Here is a 25,950-nt window from a genome sequence, read left to right as displayed (position 1 = left end):
CGTTGACGTTTTTCGACCCCGCCATCCTGCAGTCCGGCCAGTACCATGACTGGCTGCTGCAAGGCTTCTTCCTATCCCTCCAACTGCTTGCCGCCAGCTTCGTGCTGGCGCTGCCGCTGGGCGCCGCGCTCGCGCTGATGCGCACGTCGCAGAGCCGCGCGCTGCGCGCCATCGGCGCGTCGGTGGTGGAGGGCGTCCGCAACGTGCCGCTGCTGGCACACCTGCTGTTCTGGTATTTCGCCTTTCCCGAGCTGCTGCCCGAGCCGGTGAAGATGGCGCTCTACGACAGCAATCCCGAAGCCATCTGCGCCACCATCGCCCTGGCGCTCTACAGCGGGGTGCACATGGCCGAGGATATTCGCAGTGGCATCCGCGCCGTCCCCGCCGCGCAGCTGGAAGCGGCCCGCTCGCTGGGCCTGGGCCGCTTCGCCAGCGTGCGCCTGGTGCTGATGCCGCAGGCGATCCGCATCGCCGTGCCGCCGCTGCTGTCGCAAACGGTGAATTTGTGGAAGGACACCAGCGTCGCCACCGTCATTGGCGCGGCCGAGATGATGTACCAGGCCGCGCGCGTGGAGACGGCGACCTTCCGCAGCGCCGAGGCTTTCACGTTTGCCACGCTCGCTTACCTGACGGTGTCGCTGCTGATTTCGCTGGCCGCGCAGCTGTATGCGCGCCGCTTCCCGGTCAGGACGGTGTGAAGATGATTGAACTGATCCAGGATTACTGGCTGTATTTCCTCATCGGGCAGTATCCGAACGGGCCGCTCGGCGGCTTGACGCTGACCGTGCTGCTCTCAGGCGCGGCGCTGCTCCTCGCCATGCCGCTCGGCCTCCTGCTGGGCGTGGCGCGCGTCAGTCCATGGCGCGCCGTGCGCTGGCCGGTTGCGGCGCTGGTGCAGGTCGTACGTGCGCTGCCGCTGCTGCTGGTGGTGTTCTGGGCCTACTTCTTCCTGCCGGCCGTCACGGGTGTGAAAACCGGGCAGGTCACGACCATGCTCATGACGCTGGTGCTGTTCGACGCCGTCTACCTCGCCGAAATCGTCGCGGCCGGCATCCGTTCGCTGCCGAAAGGACAGATGGAAAGCGCGCGTTCGCTGGGCCTGGGCTATGGCGCCGCACTGCGCCTGGTGGTGCTGCCGCAGGCGCTGCGCCACGTGCTGCCGTCGCTCGTCAGCCAGCTGGTGGCCACGATCAAGGCCACCTCGCTGGGCTATATCATCGGCTTGTCGGAAGTCTCCTTCATTGCCACCCAGGTCAACACGCTGGTATTCACCAAGGCGGTGGAGGTCTACCTGGTGCTGGCCCTGACCTACTTCGTGCTGTGCTTTGGCCTGTCGCGCCTGGCCTTCCTGCTCGAGCGGCGCCTGGGCAGCCGCGCCGCACCCGCTTTACATTGACTATGACACCAGAGACTGACACGATGATTGCCCTCACGGGCGTGAACAAGTGGTACGGCGATTACCACGCGCTGAGGGACGTCACCGGGCGCGTTGCGAAGAACGAGGTGGTGGTCGTGTGCGGCCCCTCCGGTTCGGGCAAGTCGACCCTGATCCGTACCCTGAACCGCCTCGAGGAAATCGACGACGGGCGCATCGAGGTCGACGGGCGCGGCATCCACGGCCGCGGGGTCGACGTCAAACGCTGCGCGCCGGCATCGGCTTCGTGTTCCAGCACTTCAACCTGTTTCCGCACCTGACGGCGCTGGAGAACTGCACCCTTGCTCCCGTGAGCCTGAAGCGCGCCGGCAAGGGGGCAAGCCCGTGCCGACGCCATGGAATTGCTGGAGCAGGTGGGCCTGGCCCACAAGGCGGGCGCCTATCCGCACGAGCTGTCGGGCGGGCAGCAACAGCGCGTGGCCATCGCGCGCGCGCTGGCGATGCGCCCGCCGGTCATGCTGTTCGACGAGCCACCAGCGCGCTCGACCCGGAAATGGTGGGCGAGGTGCTGCAGGTGATGCGCCGCCTGGCGCACGGGGGCATGACGATGGTGTGCGTGACCCACGAGATGGGCTTTGCGCGCGACGTGGCCGACCGCGTCTGGTTCATGAGCGAGGGGCGCATCCTCGGAGACGGGCACGCCCGACGCTTTCTTCGGCAATCCGACGCACCCGCGCGCGCAGCAGTTCCTGGCCGATCGCAGCGGGCGCTGAGCCGGGTCTGCCTACAGGTCCAGTTCCACCCAGGTCGGCGCGTGGTCGCTCGGCTTTTCGCGGCCGCGCACGTCGCGGTCGACGCCGGCGCTGCGCAGGGCCGGCGCCAGCGCAGGGCTGAGCAGCAGGTGGTCGATGCGCAGGCCGGCATTGCGGCCGTAGGCATCGCGGAAGTAATCCCAGAAGGTGTAGATCACTTCGTCCGGATGGGTGGCGCGCAGCGCGTCCGTCCAGCCACGGGCCAGCAGGCGCTCGAAGGCGGCGCGCGACTCGGGCCGAAACAGGGCATCCGTCACCCAGCGCTCGGGTTTGTACGCATCGCGCTCGGTCGGGATGACGTTGTAGTCGCCGGCCAGCACGACCGGCGCACCGGTCTCGACCAGCTGGGCGGCGCGCGCAATGAAGCGCTCGAACCAGGCCAGCTTGTAGTCGAACTTCGGGCCCGGCGCCGGATTCCCGTTCGGTAGATACAGGCAGGCAATGACCACTTCCCCGACCACGGCCTCCAGGTAGCGGCTCTGCTCGTCGCTGTCGTCGCCCGGCAGGCCACGCGTGACCTCGACCGGTTCGGTGCCGCGCGCCAGGATCGCCACCCCGTTCCAGCTTTTTTGCCCCTGCCAGATCGCCCCGTAGCCGGCGGCATTGATCTCGGCCAGCGGGAAGCGCTCCTGCGGCGCCTTCAATTCCTGCAGGCAGGCCACGTCCGGCCGGGTCTCTTCCAGCCATTGCAACAGGGCGCCGAGCCGGCTGCCGATGCCATTCACGTTGAAAGTGGCGACACGCATGGTTTCTCCAATCGATGAGCTTGCAGGTTTTGTAACGCAGCCTGTCCGATGGCGGCGCACGGCTAGGAAAATGCACGTGCGCAGCATCTTTTGTTACCGCGAATAAATGTATCTTGGTTGCGACACGGCTGAGTGATTGTGCGCGAGGATTTTTGCAAAATAGATACTATTTGATCTTCATCAAACCCACCATCAATACCGGAGAAACACATGTTCAAATCTTCCCTGCGCGCGTACGTCGCCCCAGCCATCGCTTCCCTGTTGCTGGCCGCCTCGGCTACCGCATCGGCAGGCGAATGGGTACTGGAGCCGCTCGATGTCGAGGGCGTGCTCGTCGAAGCCGTAGGACCCGCCAGCCGCTGCCTGTCGCAGTTCGGCGGCACCATCAGCGGCCATGGCGAGAGCAAGCTGATGGGCGGCAAGGTTGTCTTCATCGCGACCGACTGCATCACGCCGATCCCGCCACTGTTTAACTTCAGCAATGGCAAGTTCATCGTCATGACCACCAGCGGCGACCAGATCTTCGCCAACTACAGCGGCCAGATGGTGCCGACCGGCGAAGGCACCAAGTATGTGTTCTCGGGCGCCACCTTCCAGATCACCGGCGGCACCGGCAAGTTCGCGAAATCGACCGGCGGCGGCCTGCTGACCGGCGGCGAAGACATGGCCACCGGCACCGGCACCATCAAGCTGTCGGGCCGCGCCCTGTACTTCAAGAAGTAATCGGCGCGGGCTGTGTGCCCGGCCGAGCGATAGCGGTGCCATCAGGCGCCGCTTTTTTTGCCCGTGCGCCGAGTCCTACAGCGGCGTCGCCGGTGTGCCTATTGCGGCGTCGTGCCAGAAAGCTATCATCGCCCACACCATTGAACGAGGAGATGAACATGTCCACGAGTACCGACAAGAAGGATGTCAGCGGCCGATCCTGGGACCAGATCACGAAGAACGGCACCAGCAGTGCCGGCAGCATGGGGGTAGGCGGAACCGGCGACAGCGGCAAGCTGGACCGGGGCGACGCCAGCCAGCAGTCCGCCACCCGTACCGACGACCTGCTCGACGACGGCTCGGCGCAGGAAGGGGACCAGCAGGGTTACGCCGGCACGATGGGCGGCCAGGTGCAGACTGGCATGGAAGGCATCGGCAAGGGCGCCGGCAACCGCCAGTCCGCGGGGCAATCCGGCGGCCTGAACCAGCAGGGCGCTGGCGGCATGCGCAGCACCGAGACCGATCGCGACGAGGGCAACTCGGCACGTGAGGACGGCAACCGCTGACGACACCCGGGCTGGCGCGCCCAGGCAGCGCCGGCCCGGGCTTCAGGGCATGGTGCGGCGACGAAGTCCGGGACTATCCCTCAGTGCGGCGCGCGCAAGGTCAGCTTGACGATCTCGCCCGGCCGCCACAGGCGCATGCGCGGCCCCCAACTGCCGGCGCCGCGGCTGATCACGAGCGTCATGTCGCCCACGAGGTGCCGCCCCACGACTTGCGGGAAGCGCTGCGCCACGAGATAGTTGAAGGGCCAGACCTGGCCGCCGTGGGTGTGCCCGGACAGCATCAGGCCGACGCCGTGCGCGGCAGCTTCCCGTATCACCGCGTCGGCCGGAATATGCGACAGCAGGATGGTGGCGCCGCTGGCAGCGCCGCTGGCCACGTCGGGCAGCGGCTGCGCCAGCGTGCGCACGAGGCCGGCGGTGACGTCGCCCCTGGCATGCATCGTGCGGCCGATATCGTCGATGCCGGCCAGGCGCAGCCCCGGTACCAGCGTCACCGCCTCGTCGCGCAGCCAGTGCACGCCGCCGGCCTTGAACTCGGCCATCGTGGTGGCGGCATCGCCGTAGTATTCGTGGTTGCCCGTCACGGCCCAGACGCCCCGTGGCGCGGTGATCCCGTGCAGCACCTCGGCCAGGCGCGCTTCGCCCAGCGGTGCATCGTCGACCTGGTCGCCCAGCAGCAGCACCGCCGAAGGCTGCAGCGCGTTGACCTGCGCCACGCGCGCCTGCATCCAGCCTGAGCGGCGCTGCGCGCCCGGTGCAGATCCGACAGCGCCACCAGCACCGTGCCGTCGAGCCCGAGCGGCAAATCCTTCATCACCACCTCGTATTCGACCACGGCAGGCGCGCGCACGGCCTGGTAGATGGCGAATCCGCTCAGCACCACGCCCGCCAGCGCCGCACCGCCCAGCAGGTGCGAAACGCGCGTGCGCCACCAGAGGCCGAAGCCGGTCGCCAGGTCGACCACCAGCAGGCACAGGGTCATCAGGAACAGGATGCCCAGCCAGGTCAGCGCGAACTGCCCCGGCAGCCAACGCCAGTCGATGGCGCCCGCGCCCGGTGGATGCCCGCCAGGTAGACCAGCCAGACGGCGAGGGCGGCCAGCCACCAACTCCCTGGCGCGACGTTGGCGCGCACAAACGCAATGCGCTGCAGCCGGTGCGCCACATAGAAATGCATCAGGGTACCGACGATGTTGAGGACGATGGAGAACATGGGAACAGGGCGGTCAGCGCAAGGGGAGGTCGACGGAAAGTGGCCGGCGCACGCGTGCGGCGGCCGCTGCGGCACCGATCTTAACTCATCCGGGATTCCCGTGTCGGCATGGACGGGCGGCGCGGCATTGCCGGGCGGCCCGTCCATGCGGGATCCTGCTGGCGCGCCAGGCCACGCCGCCCGGGCGCGCCCGCTCAGCGCGCCAGCGCCTCGGCCAGCGTGGTCGCGCCCGAGTCGACCGCATCGAGCGCCTGGCGCGCCAGGGTGCGGATGCCTTCGTAGGATTTGGCGGCCGCGATGAAGCGGCCGTTGTGGCAGAAGGTCGCGTCCGGCACGCCGGTGACCGCGGCCAGGTCGGCGTCGCGCAAACCGGCCCAGGGCTCGGGCAGGTCGGCACGCGCCTCGAAACTTTCAGCGCTGACCGGCACCGTGTGGATCAGGTAGCGGCTTTCGGCGATGCTGTGGCTGATCACGAACAGCACCTTCGGCATTTCCTTGCGCACGACGGCGGTCCAGGGCAGGGCGGCGTTCTTGAGGAACAGGACGCGGCCGCCTTCGAGGGGCTCGGCGCCGCGCACCTGGTCGAGCGCGAGGATGGCGCCGACGCGGTATTTCACCGAATTGACGATGATGTCGGTGAGCAGGGTCATCGCCTTCCTGAACTGGCCGAGGCGGTAGGCTTCCGTCGGCTCGCCATGGCCCAGGCGTTCTTCGTCGAGCCAGTTCGGGTTGAAGCCCGAAACGACGGCCGAGAGTCCATAGCCGCCGGGAGCGTTCTTGGCCGCGCCGACGTCGGACAAATCGAGGTACTGGACGATGTCGGCGTCGATGGCATAGGCAATCTGCTGGGCTGTCTCCGGGCTCAGCGTGGTGCCCGCGTGGCTGCTTGCGAGCGCAGCGACGCAGCGCGCCCCGTACTCGCGCCAGACCAGGCCGGCGCTGGCGTAGGGCACGCCGCTCGGGCGCGCGCCTGCAAAGCCCTTCTGGTGATGGTCGAAGCGGCCCGTGGCCGGGTCCCAGATGCCGCCGACGTCGATGGCGAAGTCGGCCGACCCGATGATGGCGGGGTCGCGTGTGCGCACGATCTCGCAGTCGGGAAACAGGATGGCCAGTACCGCGACCGCCCAGGCATCATCCGCATGGAACTTGCCTCCATGAGTTACTACCAGCATACGTGCTCCAATATCAGATTGCCGGGTGCGGCACCGTGCCGTGCCCATCGCCTACGATAGCATCCGCGGCGCTTGCGACGCGCGCCAGTCCGGCTGGCGGGGAAAGTGGCTCAGTGGCCAGCCGCGACCGGGACGGAACCGGCGACGCGGGCAACGAAGTCGGCCGTGTGCTCCGGCTGGGTCACCGGCAGCATATGGCCGCCTTCGACCAGTTCCAGCCGCGCACCGGGAATCTTCTCGGCGAGCGCCTGGCCATTCTTGCGCCAGTCGAGGATGGCGTCCTGGCGGCCGTAGAGCACCGCCACCGGCAGCGCCAGTTCGCCATAGCGCGCCTCAAGCTGCGGCAGGCGCAGCGGTATCGCTTGCATGTCGCTCGACGCTGCCAGAAAGGCGCGCGGACGCAGGCCCAGCAGGCCGCCGCCCTTGACGGCGAAGTCGCGCGGCGCCGCTTCCGGGGAAAACACGGCGGCCAACACCTTCTTGCTGCCGGCAATCGAGGCTGGGGTGGCCAGGGTCCAGGCGAACAGGCTGCGCAGCCATCCGGTCTCGATCGTCAGGGCGCGGAACGCTGCCGGCGCCGTTTCGGGCGCGTGCGACAGCGGCGCCACCAGCGCCAGCGCGCCGACCGACGCCGGATGCTCGAGCGCCAGCGCCAGCGCGATCGCGCCGCCCAGCGAGTGGCCGGCAACGACCGGACGCACCAGCTTCAGCTGGGCAATGAGGGCGGCCAGCGCCGCGGCCTGGGCCGAGACGTCGGCGCCGGCACCGGGGCCCCGCAGCGAGTGGCCCGAGCCCGGGCGGTCGACCACGATCACGCGGAAATGCGCGGCCAGTTGCTGCGCCACGCCGTAGTCGAAGTGGGCACCCTGGCCGCCCAGCCCGTGCACCAGCAGGATCGCCGGGCGGTCGGCGTCAGTCTCGCCCAGTTCGCGAACGTGCAGGCGCGCGCCCGGCACCTCGACGAAGCGCCCGCGCGGCGGCAGGAAGCCTTCGATGCGGCGTGCGGTGCGGGCGCTGAAGAAGGCCAGGCCCAGCAAGATCAACAGGGTCAGGCCGAGGGCAAACAGGAGTACGTTCATCGGGAAGCGGCTTTCTTGAGTAGGCGCCAGTAGTGCACGGGCGCCAGGCGTTTCGAGGAGGGAGACGATTTTGGCGTCGGTGCCGACGAGGATGCGCGCGGCGCGCGCCTCGATGCCGCGGGCGATGATTTCTCCGGCGGCCTCGGGTGGCAACCGCAGCAGTCGCTCGGCCAGGCGGCGTCCGCGTTCGACATCTTCAAGCGGGGTGCCAGCGGGCACCGGGCGCTGCGCGCGATCGCCGTGGTCACGCCGCCCGGATGGACGACGCTGACGCCGACGGTGCTGCCTTCAAGCTCGTGGCGCAGCGCGTTGGAAAAGCCGCGCACCGCGAACTTGCTGCTCGAATAGGCCACCTGGCCCGGCGGCGAGACGATGCCATAGATGCTCGACACGTTGACGATGCGGGCCTCGTCGCTGGCGCGCAGCAGCGGCAGGAAGGCGCGCGTCATGCGCACCACGCCGCCGAAATTGATCTCCATGAGCCAGTCGAAATCGGCCTCGCTCACCTGTTCGAAGCTGCCGCCCGTGGCGACGCCGGCATTGTTGACCAGGACGTCGAGGCGCTTGTGGGCGGCGTGGATGGCGGGCGGCAGGGCGCGCACGGCCTCGCGGTCGGCCACGTCCAGCACATGGGTGGTCACGCGCACGCCCCGGGTGCCGAGCATCCAGGCACTCTCCTCCAGGCCGGCGGCGTCGATGTCGCATAGCGCCAGGTGGCAGCCGCGGCGGGCGAGGGCGACGGCGGTGGCGCGGCCGATGCCGCTGCCGGCACCGGTGACCAGGGCGACACGGTTCGTGAGGTTCACGGCATGCCTCCTTTCGCACCGAAGCGCATGACGCCGTCGGCAATCCGCCCGAAGCGGATGGTGAACATGTCTTGCAGGTAGTTCTGGTAGACCTGCCAGGGCCGGCGCGAACCCTGCTTCGGCAGCAGGCTTGCCGCCCGCTGCACGTAGCCCGAGGTGAAGCTGAGGAAGGGTTCCGGCTGCACGCCCGCTTCGCGCCGCACCACGGCGATGTCCACGCGATGCTTGTCCATGTACTTCAGCAGGCGGCAGACGTAGCCGGCCGTCAGGTCGGCCTTCAGGGTCCAGGAAGCGTTCGTGTAGCCAAAGGTCATGACGCTGTTGGGCATGTCGCTCAGCATCATGCCCTTGTACGACATGGCGGCACTTGGGTCGAAGGGCAGGCCGTCGACCGTGATCGTCGCGCCGCCCAGCACTCTCAGCGACAGGCCGGTTGCCAGCACCACCACGTCGGCTTCGAGCACGCGCCCCGAAGCGAGCACGATGCCGCTTTCATTGAAGCGGGCGATGTGGTCGGTCACGACTTCAGCCTGGCCGCGGCGAATCGCCCGGAACAGGTCGCCGTCCGGTACCACGCAGACGCGCTGGTCCCAGGGCTTGTAGCTTGGGGTGAAATGGGTGGCGACATCGAAGTCGGGCCCCAGCTGGTGGCGCGCCATCTCGACGATCTTCTTCTTCGCCAGCTCCGGTTTGCTGCGGGCGAGGCGGTACAGCAGCATGCTTTCCAGGATCACGCGCCAGCGCGTGGCCCAGTAGGCCAGTTTCGGCGGCAGGTGCCGCTGCAGGCGCTGCGCAAAACGGTATTCCGACGGGCGCGCCACCACATAGGTGGGCGTACGCTGGAGCATCGTCACGTGTGCGCCCTGTGCGGCCATCGCCGGCACCAGCGTGACGGCGGTGGCGCCGCTGCCGATCACGACCACGCGCTTGCCGGCGTAGTCCAGGTCCCCGGGCCAGAACTGCGGCTGCACGATGCGTCCGCGGTAAGCCTCTTCACCCTCGAAACGCGGCCGGTAGGCCTGGTCGTAGTCGTAGTAGCCGCTGCACATGTGGAGAAAACGGGTACGCAGCCGGCGCGTTTCGCCGCTCGGACCATGCTCGGCGTCGACCGTCCAGCAGGCATCTGCGCTCGACCAGGTCACGCGCACCACCTTGTGGTGGAAGCGGATGTGCGGCTCGATGCCGTGGCTGGCGGCGGTCTCGCGGATGTAGGCGCGGATCGCCGGGCCGTCGGCGATGGCTTTCGCGTCCAGCCAGGCTTGAAGCCGTAGCCGAGCGTGTACATGTCGGAGTCGGAGCGGATGCCGGGGTAGCGGAACAGGTCCCAGGTGCCGCCGATGGCGCCGCGCGCCTCGAGGATGGCGTAGCGCTTGCCGGGGCAGCGTTCCTGCAGCATGGCCGCGGCGCCGATGCCCGACAGCCCGGCGCCGACGATCAGCACGTCGAGGGGCGCGTCGTGATGCAATCCGGCCTGGGTCGCAGTGCCGGAGGATTGCGGGGTCAACATGGTGTCTCGAATTGTATTTTTAATGAAGTGACACTGTACATTGTCACTTTCTGACTGACAAGCAAATGTGTCAAAATGGGGCCATGACTCCTGACACACCTGTTGCGCGCGCCTACCGCGGCGTCTCCCCGAGGAGCGCCGTGCCCAGCGCCGCGCCCGGCTGATCGCCGCCGCGCTGGCCGTGTATGGCGCACGCGGCTATCGCCAGGCCACCGTCAAGGCCGTGTGCGAAGCGGCAGGGCTGACCGAACGCTATTTCTATGAGTCTTTCGACAACAGCGAAGCGCTGCTGGTCACCTGCTTCAATACCGTCACCTATGGCGTCTTCGGCGAGATCACCGCGGCAGCGCGGGCCGCGGGCCGCGGCCGCGTGGCCCGCGCCCGCGCCATGCTCGCGGCCTACTTCGCGGCGCTGCAGCGCGATCCGGCTTCGGGCGCGTCTTCCTGGTCGAGATCCGCGGCGTGAGCCGGGAAGTGGACAGGGCCTTCGACGCGGCCTCTGCGGGCGATCGGCGCCGCCGTCGCGCGCGAGCTTGCCGCACCGGCAAGGGGGACGGACGCGCCTGGCCCGCCGGCGAGCCCCGCCGACTCCCTGCTGCAGGCCGGCGTGGTCGGCGGTGTCATGCACATTGCCCTGCACTGGATCGACGACGGCTACCAGCCGCCGCTGGCCGAGGTCACCGAAACCGCGCTGCGCCCGGGCATGGTGCTTGCCCGGCCATCGCCGGCGGCGGGGAGGGCGCCGGCATGAGCGGCCGGGCACGCCTTCATTCCACATGCGCCCGGGTGCGCCGGTGGCGCGCTCCCGTGCTAGGGTGCAATTGTTGGTCAAAAGCAATATGAGGGTGACTTGTACAGCAAACTGAACAAATTCCTGCCAGGCGGCCTCGCCACCCAGCTCGCCCCTGGCGTTCTCGCTGCTGTCGATCGTCCTGACGGTGGCGCTGGTCACGCTCGTCGAGCGGCGCGCGATCCTGGACGCCGAGAACGCGATCGGCCAGGGTCTCGCCGACCTGGCCGCCCAGACCTCCGACAAGCTCGAGCGCGGCATGTTCGAGCGCTACCGCGAAGTGGCGCTGATGGCCGCGCAGCCCGCGCTCACCGACCCGAACACCGACGGCGCCGCCCTGGCACGCGCGCTGGCGCGCGTGCAGCAGAGCTACAGCTACTACGAATGGATCGGCGTGGTCGGCGTCGACGGCAAGGTGCGCGCTACCGGCAACGGCCTGCTGGTCGGCGCGGATGTGTCGGCACGCCCGTGGTTCCGCGAAGGCTTGCTCGACGGCTATGTCGGCGACGTCCACGAGGCGGTGCTGCTGGCCAGGCTGCTGCCGACCCAGGCCGAGCCGCGCCGCTTCGTCGACCTGTCCTTTCCCTTCGCTGATGCGAGCGGCAAGATCCGCGGCGTGCTCGGCACCCACCTGTCGTGGAACTGGGCGCGCGAAGTCGAGCGTTCGGTGGTGGGTTCGGTCGCGCGCCGCAGCCCGGTCGATACCCTGATCCTCGACCGCACCGGGCGCGTGCTGCTGGGACCGTCGAACCTGCTCGATCGCCGCCTCACCTGGGCAGCCTGTACCGCGCCGCCACCGAGCGCCAGGGCGGGTTCGTGCTCGAGCGCTGGCGCGACGGGCGCGACTACGTGGTCGGCTACCACCGGGCAATGGCTATGCCAATTACCGCGGACTGGGCTGGACCGTGCTGGTGCGCCAGGACGTCGACAGCGCCTATGCGCCGGTGCGCGCCATGCGCCGCTACATGCTCTGGTGCGGGGTCGCCCTGGCGCTGGTGTTTTCGCTGGCCGGCGTGGCGCTGGCGCGCCGCATCACGCGCCCGCTCGAGCGCCTGACCAGCGCGGCCAGCGCGCTCAAGGACGGGGCGGCGCCGCTGGTGCCGCAGGCCGGCGGCTATGCCGAGGTGCGCGCGCTGCGCGAGTCGCTCAACACCGGTGACGGACCTCGAGGCGCGCCGCAGCCAGTTGCAGCAACTGAACGGCACGCTCGAGGTGCTGGTCGAGGCGCGCACCCACGAACTGCGCGGCGCCACGGAGAAAGTGCAGGCCAGCGAAGCGCGCATCCGCGCCATCGTCGACGCCTCGCAGGATGCCTTCATCGCCGCCGACCTCGAGGGCCGCATCAAGGAATGGAACAGCCAGGCCGAAGCCCTGCTGGGCTGGCGCCGCCACGAGGCGATCGGGCATGACCTGGTGGAATTGATGCTGCCGGAACGCTTCCGCCCGCCTGAATCGGCGCCCATGCTGGCGTTCGTGGAAAACGGGCAGCAGGGCATGCTGGGCGAGCGTATCGAGCGCGTCGTCACCGACCGCCACGGCCTGGAAATTCCGGTGGAAATGAGCACCAGCCTGACCGGGGCGGGCGCGGCGGCGGTCTTCAGCATCTTCCTGCGCGATATCACCGAACGCAAACGGATCGACCAGATGAAGAACGAGTTCGTCGGCACCGTCTCGCACGAATTGCGCACGCCGCTGACCTCGATCCGCGCCTCGCTGGCGCTGCTCGCCGAGGGCGCGCTGGGCCAGTTGCCGCTCGATGTGCAGGAGGTGATCGAGATCTGCAACGCCAACTGCCTGCGCCTGAACCGCCTCGTTGACGACATGCTCGACATCCAGAAGATCGAGGCCGGCATGATGTCTTTCGCGCCGCGCACCCAGCTCCTGCTGCCGCTGGCACGCGAAGCAATGCGCACCATGCGCGCGATGGCCACGGCGCGCCAGGTCGAACTGGTGCTCGATGCCGGCGCCGACCCCGGGCTGGCGGCCACCTTCGACGCCGACCGCATGACCCAGTGCTGACGAATCTGCTGTCGAACGCGATCAAGGTGGCGCCGCCGGGCAGCGCGGTGATGCTGTTCCCGGCACCGCTCGAGGGTGGTGCGCGCCTGTCGGTGTCCGACCGCGGCCCCGGCATCGCGCCGGACCAGCGCGAGCGCGTATTCAAACCCTTTGTCCAGATCGGGCCCGCAGGACGGGCGCAGCGGCGGCACCGGCCTGGGCCTGGCGATCTGCAAGCGCATCGTCGAGGAGCACGGCGGCGGCATCGCGATCGGCGACGCGCCCGGTGGCGGCGCCGTCTTCCACGTCACGCTGCCGCGGGCACCGGGGCGCTACAACGAGGCGGTGGCCGCGCCCGCGCTGGCGCCACGCATTGCCCGTGGAGGCGTAGCCGCCCCTGGCGGGGTCTAAGTACTCGACCAAAAATAAATGTGTTTTTGGCTTCCATAACCGGCGCGTTGCTGCGTTGGCTCGTGCTTGCAGTGCTCGCACTGCGGCGCGCTCGCCGCCTTGCACCGCATCCGGTTCTGTTTGCCAAAATTCACATTTATTTCCGGTCGAGTACTTAGGTCATCAGTTCGGCGGCGGCCGCCAGCAGGTCGCGCGGGCTGAACGGCTTGAGCATGTAGCGGTCGGCGCCGGCGGCCATGCCGGCCGCGATATCGGGCCTGCTGGCCGTGGGCCGACAGCAGCATGATGCGGATCTCCCGCGTTGCCGGATCCGACTTGAGCGCCCGGCATAGCTCCAGGCCGCTCTCGGTGCCGAGCGAGACGTCGAGCACGATCAGGCGCGGCCGGTCGCTGCGCACCTTGTCCATCGTTTCCCCCACCGATCCGGCGGTCTCGACCCGTCCCAGTGCCAGGAGGCTCAGGCGGATCAGGAGGCGCAGTTCGCGCTGGTCGTCCACGACCAGGATGGCATCACCCATGGTGCAAGGCTCCGGCAAGGGGCAGGCGCACCGTGACGGCGGTGCCGCGGCCCGGGTTCGACTCGACCTCGATGCTTCCGCCATGCAGGTCGATGATCTCCTTGAAGATCGCCATGCCCAGGCCGGTGCCGGGCCGTGCGCATGCGGGCCCCGGTAGAACGCTTCGAACAGCCGCTCGCGCTCGTCAAGGCTCATGCCGCGTCCCGCGTCCGCCACCCGCACGGCAACCGCGCCGGTGTCGAGCCAGGCACTGACAGTGATCGGCGTGGGCGGGTCCGAGTAGGCGATGCTGTTGGCGAGGACGTTGGCGAACGCCTGTTGCAGGCGGTGCGCGTCGGCGGCGACGGGCGGCAGGCCCGGTGCGAGTTCGAGGCGGATGCGCCCGTTCTGGCCGAGCGGCGCGACGCTGCCCAGTGCCCGGGTCAGGACGCCCTCGATCGGTTCGGCCGCGCAGCGGAGCAGATGGCGCCCGCCGGCCTCGATGCGCGCCAGGTCGAGCACCCGGGTGACGACGGTCGAGAGCAGGCCTGCCCGGGCATGCACGATCTCGAGCAGTTCGCGCGCGCTGGCCTGGTCGAAGTCGCGTTTGATGAGCAGTTCGGAAAAGCCGACGATGCTCGCCAGCGGCGTGCGCAGCTCGTGCGAGGCCAGCTGGAAGGTCTTGTGGCGGCGCTCGCCGGCGGCGCGGTCGCGCCAGGCCGCTTCGATCGCCGGCGCGGCATCGCGCAGCAGCAGGGCCAGGCGCCGTTCGCCCCCGACCGTCATCATGCTGGCCGCCAGTTCCAGCGGAAAGCTGGTGCCGTCGGGGCGGCGCCCGTTCAGCTGGCGCCGCAGCAGGGGGCCGGCGGCCGCCACCTCGGCCGAGCCGGGCAGGGCCTCGACGGCCAGTTCCTGCGCCTGCCGTCCGGCCAGCTCGGCCGGGTCGAGCCCGAACAGGGCGCCCGCGGCGCGGTTCGCGAGCAGCACCCGTCCGTCGGCCCCAAGGACGAGCAGACTGTCGGAGAGCGCGTCGAACAGGGCCGGCGGTAGCAGCGCTACGTCGGTGGGCAGCAGCGGGTCAGGCATGGCGCTAGCGTGGCCCGGCGTCAGGCCGCAACGGGCGCGCCGGCGAGGGCATGCTCGACCGCCGCGCGCAGCTGGGTGAAGGGCACGGGCTTGGGGAAGACCGGGATTTCGCGGGGCAGGCCCATCGATTCGATCGTCGGACGGTCCAGGCCGCTGACGACGATGATGGCCATCTCGGCGCAGGCGGGATCGGCGCGCAGCGTGCGGATCATGCGAAAGCCGTCCATGCCGGGCATGGAAAGGTCGCTCACCAGGATGTCCGGGCGCTGTTCGCCGATGCGCAGCAGCGCCTCGAAGCCGTCGTGCGCCTTCAGCACCGTCACCGGCAGGCCCCAGCCGGCGATCTCGAGCTCGTAGAGGCGCAGCATGGTGCGGTCGTCGTCGACCAGCAGCAGCTTGCGCGGCCCCGGGCGGGGCCGACCGGCGGGGCCACCGTGGCCTGGCGACGCGCCTCGACCAGGCGGTTGACCGACGCGATCGTGATGCGGCGGTGCCCGCCCGCGGTCTTCCATGCCTGCAGCGCGCCGTTTTCGACCCACAGCTGGACGGTGCGGTGCGACACGCCCAGCAGGCGCGCGGCGTCTTTGGTGGAGCAGAACTCGGCGGCGTTGTAGGCCAGGTCCTGTTTGTCGTCGTCAGTTTTTCGCATAATCTTCAACTTCTGGTTCGTCGGCCTGGACGCTTCGGTGATGGCCGGCTGTGCCCGCGAGGGGGGAAAGCGTGATCTCGGCATCGATGGCGGCCCGCAGCGCCGCCAGTTCGACCGGTTTCACGAAATGGTGGTCGAAACCCGCGCCGTGGGCCAGCACCTTGTCCCGTGCCTGGCCATAGCCGGTCAGCGCGACGAAGCACGCCGGGCGCTGGCCCTGGGCGGTGCGCAGGCGGCGCACCAGTTCGTAACCGTCGATGTCGGGCAGGCCGATGTCGAGGATGAATATCTCGGGCCAGTCGCCGTCGGCCAGCAGCAGCGCTTCGCGCGAACTGCCGGCGCAGGCGACGGCATGGCCAAGTTCGCCGAGCACCGCGGCCAGCGATGCGGCGGCGTCGACATTGTCGTCGACGATCAGTACCCGGCGTGCCACGGCTGCTGCCCGTGCGGCAGGCGCGCCAGCGGGCAGCGCGCCGGACGCGGGGGAGGCCGACGTGCCGGCCAGGGTCAGGCTGAAGGTGCTGCCCTGGCCAAGGCCGGGGCTGCTGGCCTCGACGGCGCCGCCGTGCAGTTGCACCAGGCTGCGCACCAGCGCCAGGCCCAGTCCCAATCCGCCCTGCGAGCGGTCGGGCGTGCGCTCGGCCTGGGTGAACAGGTCGAACACGTGCGGCAGCATGTCGGGCGCGATGCCGATGCCGCTGTCGCACGGCGACGGTGACGCTGGCGTCGCCGTTGGCGGTGACGACCAGCGCGATGCGCCCGCCGGGGCGTGTACTTGGCGGCGTTGTTGAGCAGGTTCGACAGCACCTGCACCAGGCGCGTGCGGTCGCCGTCCACGATCAGGCCGCTGCCGTCGAAGGCGACGGACAGCTGGTGGCCGCGAGCGTCGATCAGCGGGCGCGCCTGCTCGATTGCGCCGCGCACCACCGTACCCAGGTCGAGGGGCACGCGTTCGAGCGCAACCAGGCCGCGCGTGACCCGGGAAACGTCGAGCAGGTCGTCGACCGGGGCCGTCATGTGGCGTACCTGGCGGGTGATCACCTCGCTCGACTGGCGTACCCGCGCCGCATCCAGGCCGGCCATGGCCGGGAGCTGGGCGGCATTGCTGATCGGCGCGAGCGGATTGCGCAGCTCGTGCGCCAGCATCGCCAGGAACTCGTCCTTGCGGCGCGCGGCGGCGCGCAGTTCCTCTTCGCTCGCCCTCTGGTCGTGGATGTCCGTCAGCGTGCCCATCCAGTGGGTGACGGGGCCGCCATCGAGCGCAAAGGGCAGGGCGTGGCTGATGACCCAGCGGTAGCCGCCATCGCGGTGCGCCAGCCGGTGCTCGAGTTCAAAGGGCTGGTGTCGCGTGAAGCTCTCGCGCCAGCGCCCGAGCAATTCAGGCAGGTCGTCGGGATGGACCAGCGCGCGCCAGCCGTTGCGCGCGTCGCCCAGTCGCTCGAGGCCGGTAAATTCATGCCAGCGCCGGTTCACGTACTGGTCGCGGCCGTCGACGCCCGACGACCAGACCATTTGCGGCATCAGGTTGGTGATGTTGCGGAATTTCTGTTCGCTGGCCTGGAGCGCGCGTTCGGCCGCGACCTGGGCGGTGACGTCCATGTTGGCGGCGACGGCGCCGGCCACCAGGCCATGCTCGTCGCGCAGGGCTTGCGCCCGCACCAGGATGGTCTTGCGCACGCCCGGCCGGCCGAAGGGTTCGATCTCGACCGTCGCCTCGGCGGTGTCGGCACCGGCCAGGGCAAGGGCGAGCGGCCATTCGTGGGCGCCGACGACCTGGCCGGCACGCTCGCTGCCGGTAGGCCACCAGCCGCGCCAGGCGGCATACTCGTCGGTCGCCGCCGGCGCCGGGTGTTCGCCCCAGATCACGCGGTTGGTGGCGTTTGCCGCCAGCAGGCCGCCGGCCGCGTCGACATAGACAATGCCCACAGGGGCGGCGTCGAGCAGGGCGTCGAGGCGGCGCCGGCTCTCGTCGGCGCGGGCCGTAGCGCGCAAGGCGGCGCGCTCCGGTGTCGCGCAGGGCCTGTTCGGCGGCCTTGCGCGCGGTGATGTCGACGGCGATGCCGGCGAAGCGGCGCTGGCCGCCGCCGGGGTCGGTGAACACCTTGCCGCGGGCGTTGACCCGGTGTCGACTCCGCGCTTCTGCGGAATGCGGTATTCGATATCGTAGAGGGTGCCGTCGCGCACGGCCGCCGCGATCGCCGCCACGACGCGCGCGGTCGTCAGGATGCACCACGTCGGTAAAGCGCGTCAGCTCGGTGCCACTGCGCGCCAGCGCGGCATCGACCTGGAACAGACGTGCGAAGCGTTCGTCGACCGTCGTCAGGCCGTCGTCCAGCCCATACGACCAGGTGCCGATATTGCCCGAGGCCTCGAGCGAGAGCGCGAGCCGCTCCTCGGCTTCCCTGTGGCGCGCGAGTGCGGTGACCTTGCCGGTCGTCTCGACCACGGTGCAGATCAGGCCGCGGACCTCGCCCGCTTCATCGCGCAGGGGGCTGTAGGAAAACGTGAACCAGGCCGGTTCCGGGAAGCCGTTGCGCTCGAGCGTGGTGGCATAGTCCTCGAAGAAGAAGGACTCGCCCGCGAGCACGCGCCGTGCGTACGAGCCCAGCGTATCCCAGACTTCGTGCCAGACCTCGGAATACGGACGCCCGAGCACATTGTCTTTCTTGCCGAGCATGGGGCGGTAGGGGTCGTTATGGAACAGCGACATTTCCTCGCCCCAGGCCAGGAAGGCCGGAAACGAGGAACTGAGCACGATGCCCAGGCCCGTGCGCAAGGCCGGATCCCAGCCCGACACCGGGCCGAGCGCGTGCGCGGACCAGTCCATGGCCGCGATGCGCGCGCCGACCGCCCCGCCGGTGGCAAGGAATGCGCTGCTGGGATCTCGTTTGTTCACTTAGTATCCGGTGGGAAAACTTGGTATTCTACACATATTAGCGAAATCGCCACGGCGGCGGACTCGCCGCGGCGCCAGTGGCAATGCACCGGCGAAGCGCAGTTTGCCACTCGCACAGGCTATCACTTTTTCCGGATTAATGAGATGGCGCCTGCGGCAACTGCCGACTTGCGCTGCCATTATCGCCGTTTTTGTTGCTGTCAGGATACATTGCGAACTGACGCCCGTGTTTCTACACGGAATGCACTGAATCGCCTCCCTTTTCCGGCTCAACATCATTCGAGTTGATTAAAAGAAACAATGAGTGTTATCCTGATTATCGCTACAAATTCTGTAGCGTTATCGGGTGGAGTGGGTTCTTAACAGGAGAAGTAATGAGGTCAGCAATTTTTCTCGTCGCTGCGGCGGCGGCCGTAGTGCAGCTTGCCGGGTGTTCGTCGAAACTGCCCCCTGCGCAGCAGGAGTTCATGAAGCTGGTTGACCAGATGCAAGACGATTACAGCGAAGCCGATTCCAAGGACAACGCCATTCTTGAAAAGGAAGTCGCCGACAAATACAAGAACGCCATGTATGCGGCCGGACAGGATGTCGTCAAATGGAAGGCGTCCGTGAAAGAGATCGGCGATACCTTCGGCACCCTGGTCGTTGCCCAGCATGGCGACGTGAAATTCAAGATGGTCATGGTGACGGACGAAGGCAAGAAGCTTGCAAGTTCGCTCAAGCGCGGCGACGAAGTCACCTTCAGTGGCAAACTGGGGCACGAGGTGTCCTTTACCTCGTATGGCATGGTCAAAGCGCCTGAATTTGCGTTTACACCAAGCGAAATCGGGAAGGGAGACGATCCCCTGGTAACCCAGCCTTAAGACGATCGGGCGGGTCTGGGCGGTGCAACCGGGCGTGGAAGCGCCCGCGGGACCGCGCCAGGCGTGCCGCGGTCCCGCTGCCGATGCGCTTCCGGCCGAAAGCGCGAGGCGGGGTTGGCCCGTGCGGTGGAGCGGCCGGAGCCCCGGGCAAGGTGCTTTCCAGGTTCGCCTAGTCCCAGCCGCGATCGGTCTCGTTCTCGTAATTCTTCAGATCGCGCGCGAACATCTCGTTGAGCTCATCCCTGGCGCGTTTGGCCATCGACACGTACTGCTCGCGGTCTTTGTAATACGGATAGACGGCGTCGACGCTGGCGCGGTTGTGCTCGCGGAATTTGAGGGTCGCCTGGCGCGCGCGGTAGGCGCCGTAGCCGAGCTGGCGCAGCGTACGGCGGCCCAGCTGCAGGGCCGATTCGAAGGTTTCCCGTTCGATGATGGTCACGCCGCGGTCCATCAGCTGGTAGTAATGGGTGACGTTGCGGGCGCGCGCGAGGATGGGCAAATCGGGAACTGTTCGCGCACGGCGTCGGCCAGGGCGAGGCTGTCGTCGATGTCGTCGATCGCCAGCACCAGTGCGCGCGCCTTGGCGGCGCCGGCGGCATGCAGCAGGTCGCTCCGGGTGGCGTCGCCATAGAAGACCTTGAAGCCGAAGCGGCGCAGCAGTTCGATCTGGTCGGGATCGTGATCGAGCACGGTCAGCCTGATCCCGTTCGCGCGCAGCAGGCGGCCGACGATCTGGCCGAAACGCCCAAAGCCGGCGACGATCACATGGCCCTCGTTGTCCTCGATGGCATCGGCCTCGCGCCGGTTCTGGCCGCGGTAGCGCGGTTCCAGCAGCTTGTCGTGCAGCAGGAGCAGCAGCGGCGTGGCCACCATCGACAGTGCCACCACCGCGACCAGGACCGATCCCGTCTCCGGCGTGAAGACGCCCGCCGTGCCCGCCGCGCCGAACACGACGAAGGCGAATTCGCCGCCTTGCGAGAGGAGGAAGGCGAACAGCCAGCGCTGGCCGCGCGCGATCCGGCAAACGAAGGACAGCCCGAACAGCACCGCCAGCTTGATCGCCAGGAAAGCGACGACCAGGCCCAGGACCAGCCAGGGGCGCGACAGGAACACCCCGAAGTCGACCGACATCCCGACCGCAATGAAAAACAGCCCCAGCAGCAGACCCTTGAAGGGCTCCAGGTCGGTTTCCAGCGCATGGCGGTATTCCGAGTCGGCCAGTAGCACCCCTGCCATGAAGGCGCCCAGCGCCATCGACATGCCGGCCCACTGCATCAGCAGCGAAATGGCAATCACCAGTAACAGCGCAAAGGCCGTGAAGATCTCGCGCATGCCCGACTTGGCGATGATGCGTAGCGCCGGGCGCACCAGGTAGCGGCCCGCCAGCACGACCCCGACGACCACGCCAAGGAGGCGCAGGGCATCGATGCCGCCGGCGGCGTCGCGCGCGGCCACGCCAAGGACCGGCACGAGCGCAATCATCGGAATGGCCGCGATGTCTGGAACAGCAGCAGGGCGAACCCGGCCTGGCCGGCGGGCGTGGCCATCAGGTTGCGTTCGCCCAGGGTCGCCAGGGCAATGGCGGTTGATGACAGCGACAGCCCGAGCGCGGCCACGAGCGCCACGCGCCAGTCGACGCCTGCCAGCACGACCGCGCCGAACAGGGCCCCGGCCACCAGCGCTACCTGCGCGCTGCCCCAGCCGAAGATGGGTCCGCGCATGGTCCACAGGCGCTCGGGCTCGAGCTCGAGGCCGATCAGGAAGAGCAGCAGCACGACGCCGAATTCGGAAAAGTGCAGGATGTCTTCCACTTCGCGGATCAGTCCCAGGCCCCAGGGACCGATGGCCATCCCGGCCAGCAGGTAGCCGAGCACGGCCCCCAGTCCCAGCCGCTTGGCGAGCGGCACGGCGAGGACGGCCGCGGCCAGGTAGACGAGGGCGTTGGTCAGCAGGCTATGTTCCATGGGCGGCTCCCGTCCGTGGGGTCCGCAGGAACGCCTGGAGGCGGTCGCGGAAGGCGGCAACGTGGGCATCGATCGCCTGGTCGTCCGTGCTGTTGGTGCCGTGCAGGATGTGCGGCGGCCACCATGTCATCCCGCACAGCAGGGCGGTCTGTTCGAAAGGCGGCAGGAAGTCGGCGAAGGGCCGGCCGTGGCGTTCGCCTGGACCGTAGCTCGCTTCCGGGCTGCCGGTGGTGACGGCCAGCCAGTAGACCTTGCCGCGCAGTGCGGCGGCGCCGGGGCCGTAGGCCCAGCCGGGCAGCAGCACGCTGTCGACCCATTCCTTGAGCAGCGAGGGCATGCTGTACCAGCGGATCGGATGCAGGAACACGACCAGTTCGGCTGCTTCCAGGAGCGCCTGTTCGCGCGCCACGTCGATGAAGAAATCGGGGTAGGTCTCGTACAGGTCGTGCACCAGCACACCGTCGAGCGCTGCGGCAGCCGTGGCCAGCCGGCGGTTGATGCGCGAGCGGTGTGGCGCCGGGTGGGCGTAGATCACGAGGATGCGGGGGGCGGTCGCCATGGGAGCCTGTGCGAAAGTGTTGTGTAATTGTACAGGCGGGGCGCGCGGCACGGCCCGCACCATATTCCGGAAAAAGAAAAACCCGGGCCGCCTGCGCGGTCCGGGTTTCGACAGGCAATCCGGCGCTGCCGGAAGGTCGTGCGCTTAGAAGCCGAACGACACGCCGGCAACGACGGTGGTCAGGTCGCTGACCGGCTTTTGCACTTCCAGGCGGCCGACGATGGCAGGGGTGAAGGAATAGGTCAGGCCGGCGCCGTAGACGACCTTGTTTTCCGAGTACGAATCCGCTTCCGATGCGCTGAAACCGCCCGAACTTGCGGTGACGCGGTACTTGGCTTTCACATGGTTGTAGCCGAGGCGACCGTAGATGCCGAAGCCGCTGCTCAGTGGCAGGGTGCCGATGACGGCAATGCTGGTCTGGTTGAGCTTGACCTTCTCGTTCATGTCGACGTCATAGTAGTCGTCGTAGTACGTGTCGCTGATATCGGCCAGGCGGCGCAGGCCGCCTTCGATGGCGAAGTTCTCGTTGAACTTGTAGCCGGCGAACGCGCCGTAGCCGGTCTCGTTACCGTCGGTATCTTTGGCTTTGGTCGAGGTGACGTCGGCGCCGACGTAGAATTTCGGTGCCTGTTGGGCGAAAGCCGAGGAGGAGGCGATGACGAGTGCCGCAGCAGCTGCGATTTGCTTGAACATTTCTGAATTTCCTAATGCGATTATTTTTAGCGAACGGAGTTATTGCCGTCGCTCATTATTATCGCTCAATTTGGCCAATTTTACAATTCGGCCGCACATATTCGCCCGCTGTGAGCGCTTCAATGGAGAATATCCTCATCGATTCAGGCGCTTGGAATCTCACGCTTTCTAACCGATCGGTCAATTAATCCGCTGAATTGTTAAATCAGTCCGCTGGCGGCAGCGATACGGGAAAAAATAGACCGGAGCTGCATGCCCGCAGTTCCGGGTCGATCGTCGGCCACGGCCATGGCACGACAGGATCAGAAGCTGTAAGCGACGCCGGCGGCAGTCCTGACGATCTCGCTGTGCGGTTTCTGCACTTCGATGCGGGCTGCGATCGTCGGGCTGAAGGCATAGGACAGACCGATACCGTACAGGCCACGCGTGGCCGAGACGGAGCCTGTAATGTCCGTCGTCACTCCATTGATCGTGACGGTGCCGCTGCCCTTGGATTTGAGATGATCGACGCCAAGGCGAGCGTAGGCGCTGATGCCCTTGCCCAAGGGGAGGGTGCCGATGAGCGAGACGTCTGCCTGGTACAGCTTGGAGTGGCCCGAGCTGTGGAAACTGAATGAGTCAGACTCATAGTCGTACGACGTCGTCGTCTTGGCAAGGCGGTGGTAGCCCGCTTCCACCGCGAAGTGCTCGTTGATCCTGTAGCCGCCGAACGCGCCGTAACCGTTTTCATGCGGCACGTCGTCGGACTTGATGGAGCTGAAGTCGGCTCCGGCGTAGAACTGCGGTGCTTGCTGAGCAAGAACCGATGAGGAAGCGATGGCGAACGCCGCCGCAACTGCAAGTTGCTTGTACATTTTCAGGACCTTATTAAAACCTATTATTGTCTTACGAGAATATTTCTGCATTGAACTAATTTCGACCGCTTTTCCATCCCGCGACCGATCGGGGAAACACGTCAGCCCAATCGGCATGGATACCGCCCTTACATTTTCGTGGTATCAAGCAGATATTCGACAGGCCTTGCATGACCACCAGGGCAGACGAGAACACCACTCGGCTATGCTGCTGGAATAAAATGTCGATGGAAGCCGTCGCGAGTCACTCGCTGCCGAGCCGCTTATGCGGCATCCTGTTCCCATTTACGCGATCGTTTGACGGAGCGGGCAGTGCGGAGCGGCGATCGCCCGCTAAACCGCATGAAAAACAAAATCCCGGAATGCCTGCGCATTCCGGGATTCTGCACGGTGCCGGCGCAGCCGGTCACGGTGGAGAATGACGATCAGAAGCCCAGCGCGACGCCGACGGCGATCTTGGTGATGTCGCTGTGCGGCTTTTGCACTTCGAGGCGGCCGGTGACGTTCGGAGCGAAGTCATACGACAGGCCCAGGCCGTACAGGACCTTGTTCTCGTGTTGCGATTCCCGCGCGCTACCGGTCTCGCTACCGATGGTCGCCGTCGCAGTGCTCTTGATTTCCAGGCGGTTGTAGCCCAGGCGGCCGTACAGGTTGAAGCCTTCGCTCAGTGGCAGCGTGCCGATGACGGAGAAGTCGATCTGGTCGAATTTGGCGCTGGCGCGCACGTCGGCATCGAATTCCGGATCGTAGTAGGCCACATCGGCCTTCGCCAGGCGGTGGTAGCCGGCTTCGACTGCGAAGTTCTTGTTGATCTTGTAGCCGAAGAAGCCGCCGAGGCCGGTTTCACGGTCCGCGCCGTCGATCTTGGTCGAGCCGACATCGGCGCCGACATACCACTCCGGGGATTGCTGGGCCAGCGCCGACGAGGAAGCGATAACGAGTGCTGCTGCAACTGCGATTTTCTTGAACATTTTCCAGGAACCTTATTCTGACTATTATGTGCATGCGGCCCTATCGCCGCACGGCCGCAATTATCGCAGGTTTTATCCGCATTCGCAGATTTTATCAATGCATATGCCAGGCTTGATAGATATTCCCAGAAACTTGCCGATTGGGATTCTCACGCATTCTCACTGGCTCGTATTCATCTCAGGCTGATTATCTGGCGCTCACACATAAGCTTGTGAAGTGCGGGAAACGGAAATCTGGTCGGGTTAAAAAAAAGCGCGGAAATGAGTTTCCGCGCTTTTACACCAACACTTGATTCCCGTTGGTAATTATGTTTCCGCCCGCAGGAGCAGGCGCCAGGAATCAGATATGCAAGGCATGCCCCAATGCCCGCAGGGCTGCTTCCTGCACCGCTTCGCCCAGGGTCGGATGGGCATGGATGGTGCCACCCACGTCTTCCAGGCGGGCGCCGAGCTCGATCGAATGGCTGAAGGCCGTGGACAGCTCGGACACGCCGCGCCCGACCGCCTGCCAGCCGAGGATCAGGTGGTTGTCGCGCCGGGCCACCACGCGCACAAACCCGTCGGTCGATTCGATCGTCATCGCGCGGCCATTGGCGGCGAACGGGAAGTTCGCGCTGATGACCTCGACGCCGGCGGCGTCGGCCTCCTGCGGCGTCATGCCGACCACGACCACTTCCGGATCGGTGAAGCACACGGCCGGCATCGCTGCCGGGGTGAAGTGGCGGCGCTTGCCCGAGATGATCTCGGCCGCCATTTCGCCCTGGGCCATTGCGCGGTGCGCCAGCATCGGCTCGCCGGCGATGTCGCCGATGGCCCAGACGTTGCGCATCGAGGTGCGGCACTGGTCGTCGATCTTCACCGCCCGGCCGTTCATGTCGAGCTGAAGCGACTCGAGGCCCCAGCCGCCCGTGCGCGGACGGCGACCGACGGCCACCAGCACGTTATCGGCCGACAGCGTCAGTTCCTCGCCGTTGGCCGTTTGCACGCGCACGCCGTCGCCGGCCGCGTTCAGGCCGAGCACCTTCGTTTCCAGGCGCAGGTCGATGCCGAGGCGCTTCAAGGCAGCGCCGACCGGCTTGGTGAGTTCTGCGTCATAGGCGGGCAGGATGCGCGGCGCGGCTTCGACAACCGTGACTTCGGCACCCAGCTTGCGGTAGGCGGTGCCGAGTTCGAGGCCGATATAGCCGGCGCCGACCACCACCAGCTGCTTCGGAATGCCGGACGGCGAGAGCGCTTCGGTGGACGAGACGACCATGCCGCCGAAGGGCATGAAGGGCAGTTCCACCGCTTCCGAGCCGGCGGCCAGCAGCAGGTGCTCGCAGCCGATGCGCTGGATTTCGCCGTCGGCGCCCTTGACCTCGACCGTCTTGCCGTCGAGGATGCGGGCGAAGCCCTGGATCACCTGGACGTCGTTTTTCTTCAGCAGCGTGCCGACACCGCCGGTCAGGCGCTTGACGATGCCGTCCTTCCATGCCACGGTGCGGGCGATGTCGATCGATGGCGCGGCGGCGGAGATGCCGATGGCCGAGCCGCTGGCATAGTGGCCGGCCTTTTCGAATTCCTCTGCCGCGTGGATCAGGGCCTTCGAGGGAATGCAGCCGATGTTCAGGCAGGTGCCGCCGAGCTGGCCGGCGTCGACCAGGATCGTCGGGATGCCGAGCTGGCCGGCGCGGATGGCGGCGACATAGCCGCCGGGGCCGCCGCCGATGACGAGGAGTTTCGTCGTAATCTGGTTCATCGCT

Annotated in this window: 25 protein-coding genes and 8 pseudogenes; 11 read left to right on the top strand and 22 right to left on the bottom strand. The window is 67.5% G+C overall.

Annotated elements, in window-relative coordinates; translation table 11 throughout:
• Window positions 1-2: 2 nt before the first annotated feature.
• The 3 genes and pseudogenes from G4G28_RS13060 (at window position 3) to G4G28_RS13050 (ending at window position 1,953) form a co-directional block, all read left to right on the top strand.
• Window positions 3-698, top strand: coding sequence for an amino acid ABC transporter permease (locus tag G4G28_RS13060; protein WP_183107428.1), 696 nt, complete (start codon window positions 3-5; stop codon window positions 696-698).
• Between the two features lie 2 nt (window positions 699-700).
• Complete coding sequence (locus G4G28_RS13055; protein WP_182988586.1) at window positions 701-1,396, top strand: amino acid ABC transporter permease; 696 nt, start codon at window positions 701-703, stop codon at window positions 1,394-1,396.
• Between the two features lie 2 nt (window positions 1,397-1,398).
• A pseudogene (locus G4G28_RS13050) lies at window positions 1,399-1,953 on the top strand (ATP-binding cassette domain-containing protein).
• 206 nt (window positions 1,954-2,159) lie between these two features.
• Here the strand turns inward: G4G28_RS13050 and xth are convergent.
• A complete protein-coding gene (gene xth, locus G4G28_RS13045) occupies window positions 2,160-2,933 on the bottom strand; it encodes an exodeoxyribonuclease III (protein WP_183107427.1) in 774 nt (257 codons plus the stop codon).
• Between the two features lie 210 nt (window positions 2,934-3,143).
• Between xth and G4G28_RS13040 the strand changes: the two genes are divergently transcribed.
• On the top strand, window positions 3,144-3,656 hold the full coding sequence (locus G4G28_RS13040) for a hypothetical protein (RefSeq protein WP_182988583.1): 513 nt from the start codon (window positions 3,144-3,146) through the stop codon (window positions 3,654-3,656).
• A 158-nt stretch (window positions 3,657-3,814) separates the two neighbouring features.
• Window positions 3,815-4,201, top strand: a complete 387-nt coding sequence (locus G4G28_RS13035; protein ID WP_182988582.1) for a hypothetical protein — start codon at window positions 3,815-3,817, stop codon at window positions 4,199-4,201.
• 80 nt (window positions 4,202-4,281) lie between these two features.
• Here G4G28_RS13035 and G4G28_RS26170 read toward each other — a convergent pair whose 3' ends face one another.
• From G4G28_RS26170 to G4G28_RS13010, 7 genes and pseudogenes are all read right to left on the bottom strand, one after another.
• Complete coding sequence (locus G4G28_RS26170) at window positions 4,282-4,884, bottom strand: metallophosphoesterase (protein ID WP_229508088.1); 603 nt, start codon at window positions 4,882-4,884, stop codon at window positions 4,282-4,284.
• On the bottom strand, window positions 4,782-5,183 hold the full coding sequence (locus tag G4G28_RS26165) for a hypothetical protein (RefSeq protein ID WP_229507617.1): 402 nt from the start codon (window positions 5,181-5,183) through the stop codon (window positions 4,782-4,784). The genes G4G28_RS26170 and G4G28_RS26165 overlap by 103 nt, the downstream gene beginning before the upstream one ends.
• A 23-nt stretch (window positions 5,184-5,206) precedes the next feature.
• Window positions 5,207-5,413 (bottom strand): hypothetical protein, encoded by a 207-nt coding sequence (locus G4G28_RS26160; RefSeq protein ID WP_229425056.1) that lies wholly within the window; start codon window positions 5,411-5,413, stop codon window positions 5,207-5,209.
• 194 nt (window positions 5,414-5,607) lie between these two features.
• Entirely contained in the window at window positions 5,608-6,585 is a 978-nt protein-coding gene (locus G4G28_RS13025) for an MYG1 family protein (RefSeq protein WP_183107426.1), read from the bottom strand.
• A gap of 110 nt (window positions 6,586-6,695) precedes the next feature.
• Window positions 6,696-7,664: an alpha/beta fold hydrolase gene (locus G4G28_RS13020; RefSeq protein ID WP_183107425.1), complete on the bottom strand. Its 969-nt coding sequence runs from the start codon at window positions 7,662-7,664 to the stop codon at window positions 6,696-6,698.
• Window positions 7,661-8,470, bottom strand: a complete 810-nt coding sequence (locus G4G28_RS13015; protein ID WP_229507616.1) for an SDR family oxidoreductase — start codon at window positions 8,468-8,470, stop codon at window positions 7,661-7,663. The genes G4G28_RS13020 and G4G28_RS13015 overlap by 4 nt, the downstream gene beginning before the upstream one ends.
• Window positions 8,467-9,977: pseudogene (locus G4G28_RS13010) on the bottom strand (flavin-containing monooxygenase). The gene G4G28_RS13015 and the pseudogene G4G28_RS13010 overlap by 4 nt, the downstream one beginning before the upstream one ends.
• A gap of 181 nt (window positions 9,978-10,158) precedes the next feature.
• Between G4G28_RS13010 and G4G28_RS28335 the strand changes: the two are divergent.
• From G4G28_RS28335 to G4G28_RS12990, 5 genes and pseudogenes are all read left to right on the top strand, one after another.
• On the top strand, window positions 10,159-10,443 hold the full coding sequence (locus G4G28_RS28335; RefSeq protein ID WP_308600541.1) for a TetR family transcriptional regulator: 285 nt from the start codon (window positions 10,159-10,161) through the stop codon (window positions 10,441-10,443).
• 156 nt (window positions 10,444-10,599) lie between these two features.
• Complete coding sequence (locus G4G28_RS28330) at window positions 10,600-10,728, top strand: hypothetical protein (RefSeq protein WP_308600540.1); 129 nt, start codon at window positions 10,600-10,602, stop codon at window positions 10,726-10,728.
• 187 nt (window positions 10,729-10,915) lie between these two features.
• Window positions 10,916-11,926 carry a cache domain-containing protein gene (locus G4G28_RS13000; protein ID WP_183107424.1) on the top strand — a complete coding sequence of 337 codons (1,011 nt, stop codon included), beginning with the start codon at window positions 10,916-10,918 and terminating at the stop codon, window positions 11,924-11,926.
• Window positions 11,923-12,786 (top strand): cell wall metabolism sensor histidine kinase WalK, encoded by an 864-nt coding sequence (locus G4G28_RS12995; RefSeq protein ID WP_183107423.1) that lies wholly within the window; start codon window positions 11,923-11,925, stop codon window positions 12,784-12,786. The genes G4G28_RS13000 and G4G28_RS12995 overlap by 4 nt, the downstream gene beginning before the upstream one ends.
• A gap of 50 nt (window positions 12,787-12,836) precedes the next feature.
• Window positions 12,837-13,176: pseudogene (locus G4G28_RS12990) on the top strand (sensor histidine kinase).
• On the opposite strand, the pseudogene G4G28_RS29170 reads toward G4G28_RS12990, so the two are convergent.
• The 8 genes and pseudogenes from G4G28_RS29170 to G4G28_RS29155 all read right to left on the bottom strand — a co-directional run.
• A pseudogene (locus tag G4G28_RS29170) lies at window positions 13,173-13,622 on the bottom strand (PleD family two-component system response regulator); the annotation flags it as partial. The pseudogenes G4G28_RS12990 and G4G28_RS29170 sit on opposite strands and share 4 nt — an antisense overlap.
• 64 nt (window positions 13,623-13,686) lie before the next feature.
• Window positions 13,687-13,809: an ATP-binding protein gene (locus G4G28_RS29165; protein ID WP_183108469.1), complete on the bottom strand. Its 123-nt coding sequence runs from the start codon at window positions 13,807-13,809 to the stop codon at window positions 13,687-13,689.
• 95 nt (window positions 13,810-13,904) lie between these two features.
• Window positions 13,905-14,759, bottom strand: a pseudogene (locus G4G28_RS29160) (histidine kinase dimerization/phospho-acceptor domain-containing protein); the annotation flags it as partial.
• A 20-nt stretch (window positions 14,760-14,779) separates the two neighbouring features.
• Window positions 14,780-15,127 (bottom strand): response regulator, encoded by a 348-nt coding sequence (locus tag G4G28_RS26150; RefSeq protein ID WP_229507614.1) that lies wholly within the window; start codon window positions 15,125-15,127, stop codon window positions 14,780-14,782.
• A complete protein-coding gene (locus G4G28_RS26145; RefSeq protein ID WP_229507613.1) occupies window positions 15,079-15,408 on the bottom strand; it encodes a helix-turn-helix domain-containing protein in 330 nt (109 codons plus the stop codon). The genes G4G28_RS26150 and G4G28_RS26145 overlap by 49 nt, the downstream gene beginning before the upstream one ends.
• Window positions 15,395-16,072, bottom strand: a complete 678-nt coding sequence (locus tag G4G28_RS12960; RefSeq protein ID WP_183107421.1) for a response regulator — start codon at window positions 16,070-16,072, stop codon at window positions 15,395-15,397. Before G4G28_RS12960 ends, G4G28_RS26145 begins: the two co-directional genes overlap by 14 nt.
• 365 nt (window positions 16,073-16,437) lie before the next feature.
• Window positions 16,438-17,334: pseudogene (locus G4G28_RS26140) on the bottom strand (PAS domain S-box protein); the annotation flags it as partial.
• A 562-nt stretch (window positions 17,335-17,896) separates the two neighbouring features.
• Window positions 17,897-18,085, bottom strand: a pseudogene (locus G4G28_RS29155) (hybrid sensor histidine kinase/response regulator); the annotation flags it as partial.
• A gap of 593 nt (window positions 18,086-18,678) precedes the next feature.
• On the opposite strand from G4G28_RS29155, the gene G4G28_RS12940 reads away from it, so the two are divergent.
• Window positions 18,679-19,167, top strand: coding sequence for a hypothetical protein (locus tag G4G28_RS12940; protein ID WP_182988572.1), 489 nt, complete (start codon window positions 18,679-18,681; stop codon window positions 19,165-19,167).
• 169 nt (window positions 19,168-19,336) lie between these two features.
• Here G4G28_RS12940 and kefC read toward each other — a convergent pair.
• The 6 genes and pseudogenes from kefC to lpdA all read right to left on the bottom strand — a co-directional run bounded on the left by kefC (window position 19,337) and on the right by lpdA (window position 25,946).
• A pseudogene (kefC, locus tag G4G28_RS12935) lies at window positions 19,337-21,131 on the bottom strand (glutathione-regulated potassium-efflux system protein KefC).
• On the bottom strand, window positions 21,121-21,690 hold the full coding sequence (locus G4G28_RS12930; protein ID WP_182988571.1) for an NAD(P)H-dependent oxidoreductase: 570 nt from the start codon (window positions 21,688-21,690) through the stop codon (window positions 21,121-21,123). Before G4G28_RS12930 ends, kefC begins: the two are co-directional and overlap by 11 nt.
• Before the next feature lie 144 nt (window positions 21,691-21,834).
• The gene (locus G4G28_RS12925; RefSeq protein ID WP_182988570.1) at window positions 21,835-22,383 is read right to left on the bottom strand and encodes an outer membrane beta-barrel protein; all 549 of its coding nucleotides are present in this window, start codon (window positions 22,381-22,383) and stop codon (window positions 21,835-21,837) included.
• A gap of 302 nt (window positions 22,384-22,685) precedes the next feature.
• Window positions 22,686-23,237: an outer membrane beta-barrel protein gene (locus tag G4G28_RS12920; protein WP_182988569.1), complete on the bottom strand. Its 552-nt coding sequence runs from the start codon at window positions 23,235-23,237 to the stop codon at window positions 22,686-22,688.
• A gap of 425 nt (window positions 23,238-23,662) precedes the next feature.
• Complete coding sequence (locus tag G4G28_RS12915; protein ID WP_182988568.1) at window positions 23,663-24,208, bottom strand: outer membrane beta-barrel protein; 546 nt, start codon at window positions 24,206-24,208, stop codon at window positions 23,663-23,665.
• Between the two features lie 340 nt (window positions 24,209-24,548).
• On the bottom strand, window positions 24,549-25,946 hold the full coding sequence (gene lpdA / locus G4G28_RS12910) for a dihydrolipoyl dehydrogenase (protein ID WP_183107420.1): 1,398 nt from the start codon (window positions 25,944-25,946) through the stop codon (window positions 24,549-24,551).
• Window positions 25,947-25,950: the final 4 nt, after the last annotated feature.

This window comes from Massilia sp. Dwa41.01b (genome assembly GCF_014171775.1).
GTDB lineage: Bacteria > Pseudomonadota > Gammaproteobacteria > Burkholderiales > Burkholderiaceae_D > Telluria.
Note: the sequence above shows the minus strand (reverse complement) of the source record. Positions and strands in the feature narration are given on the sequence as shown.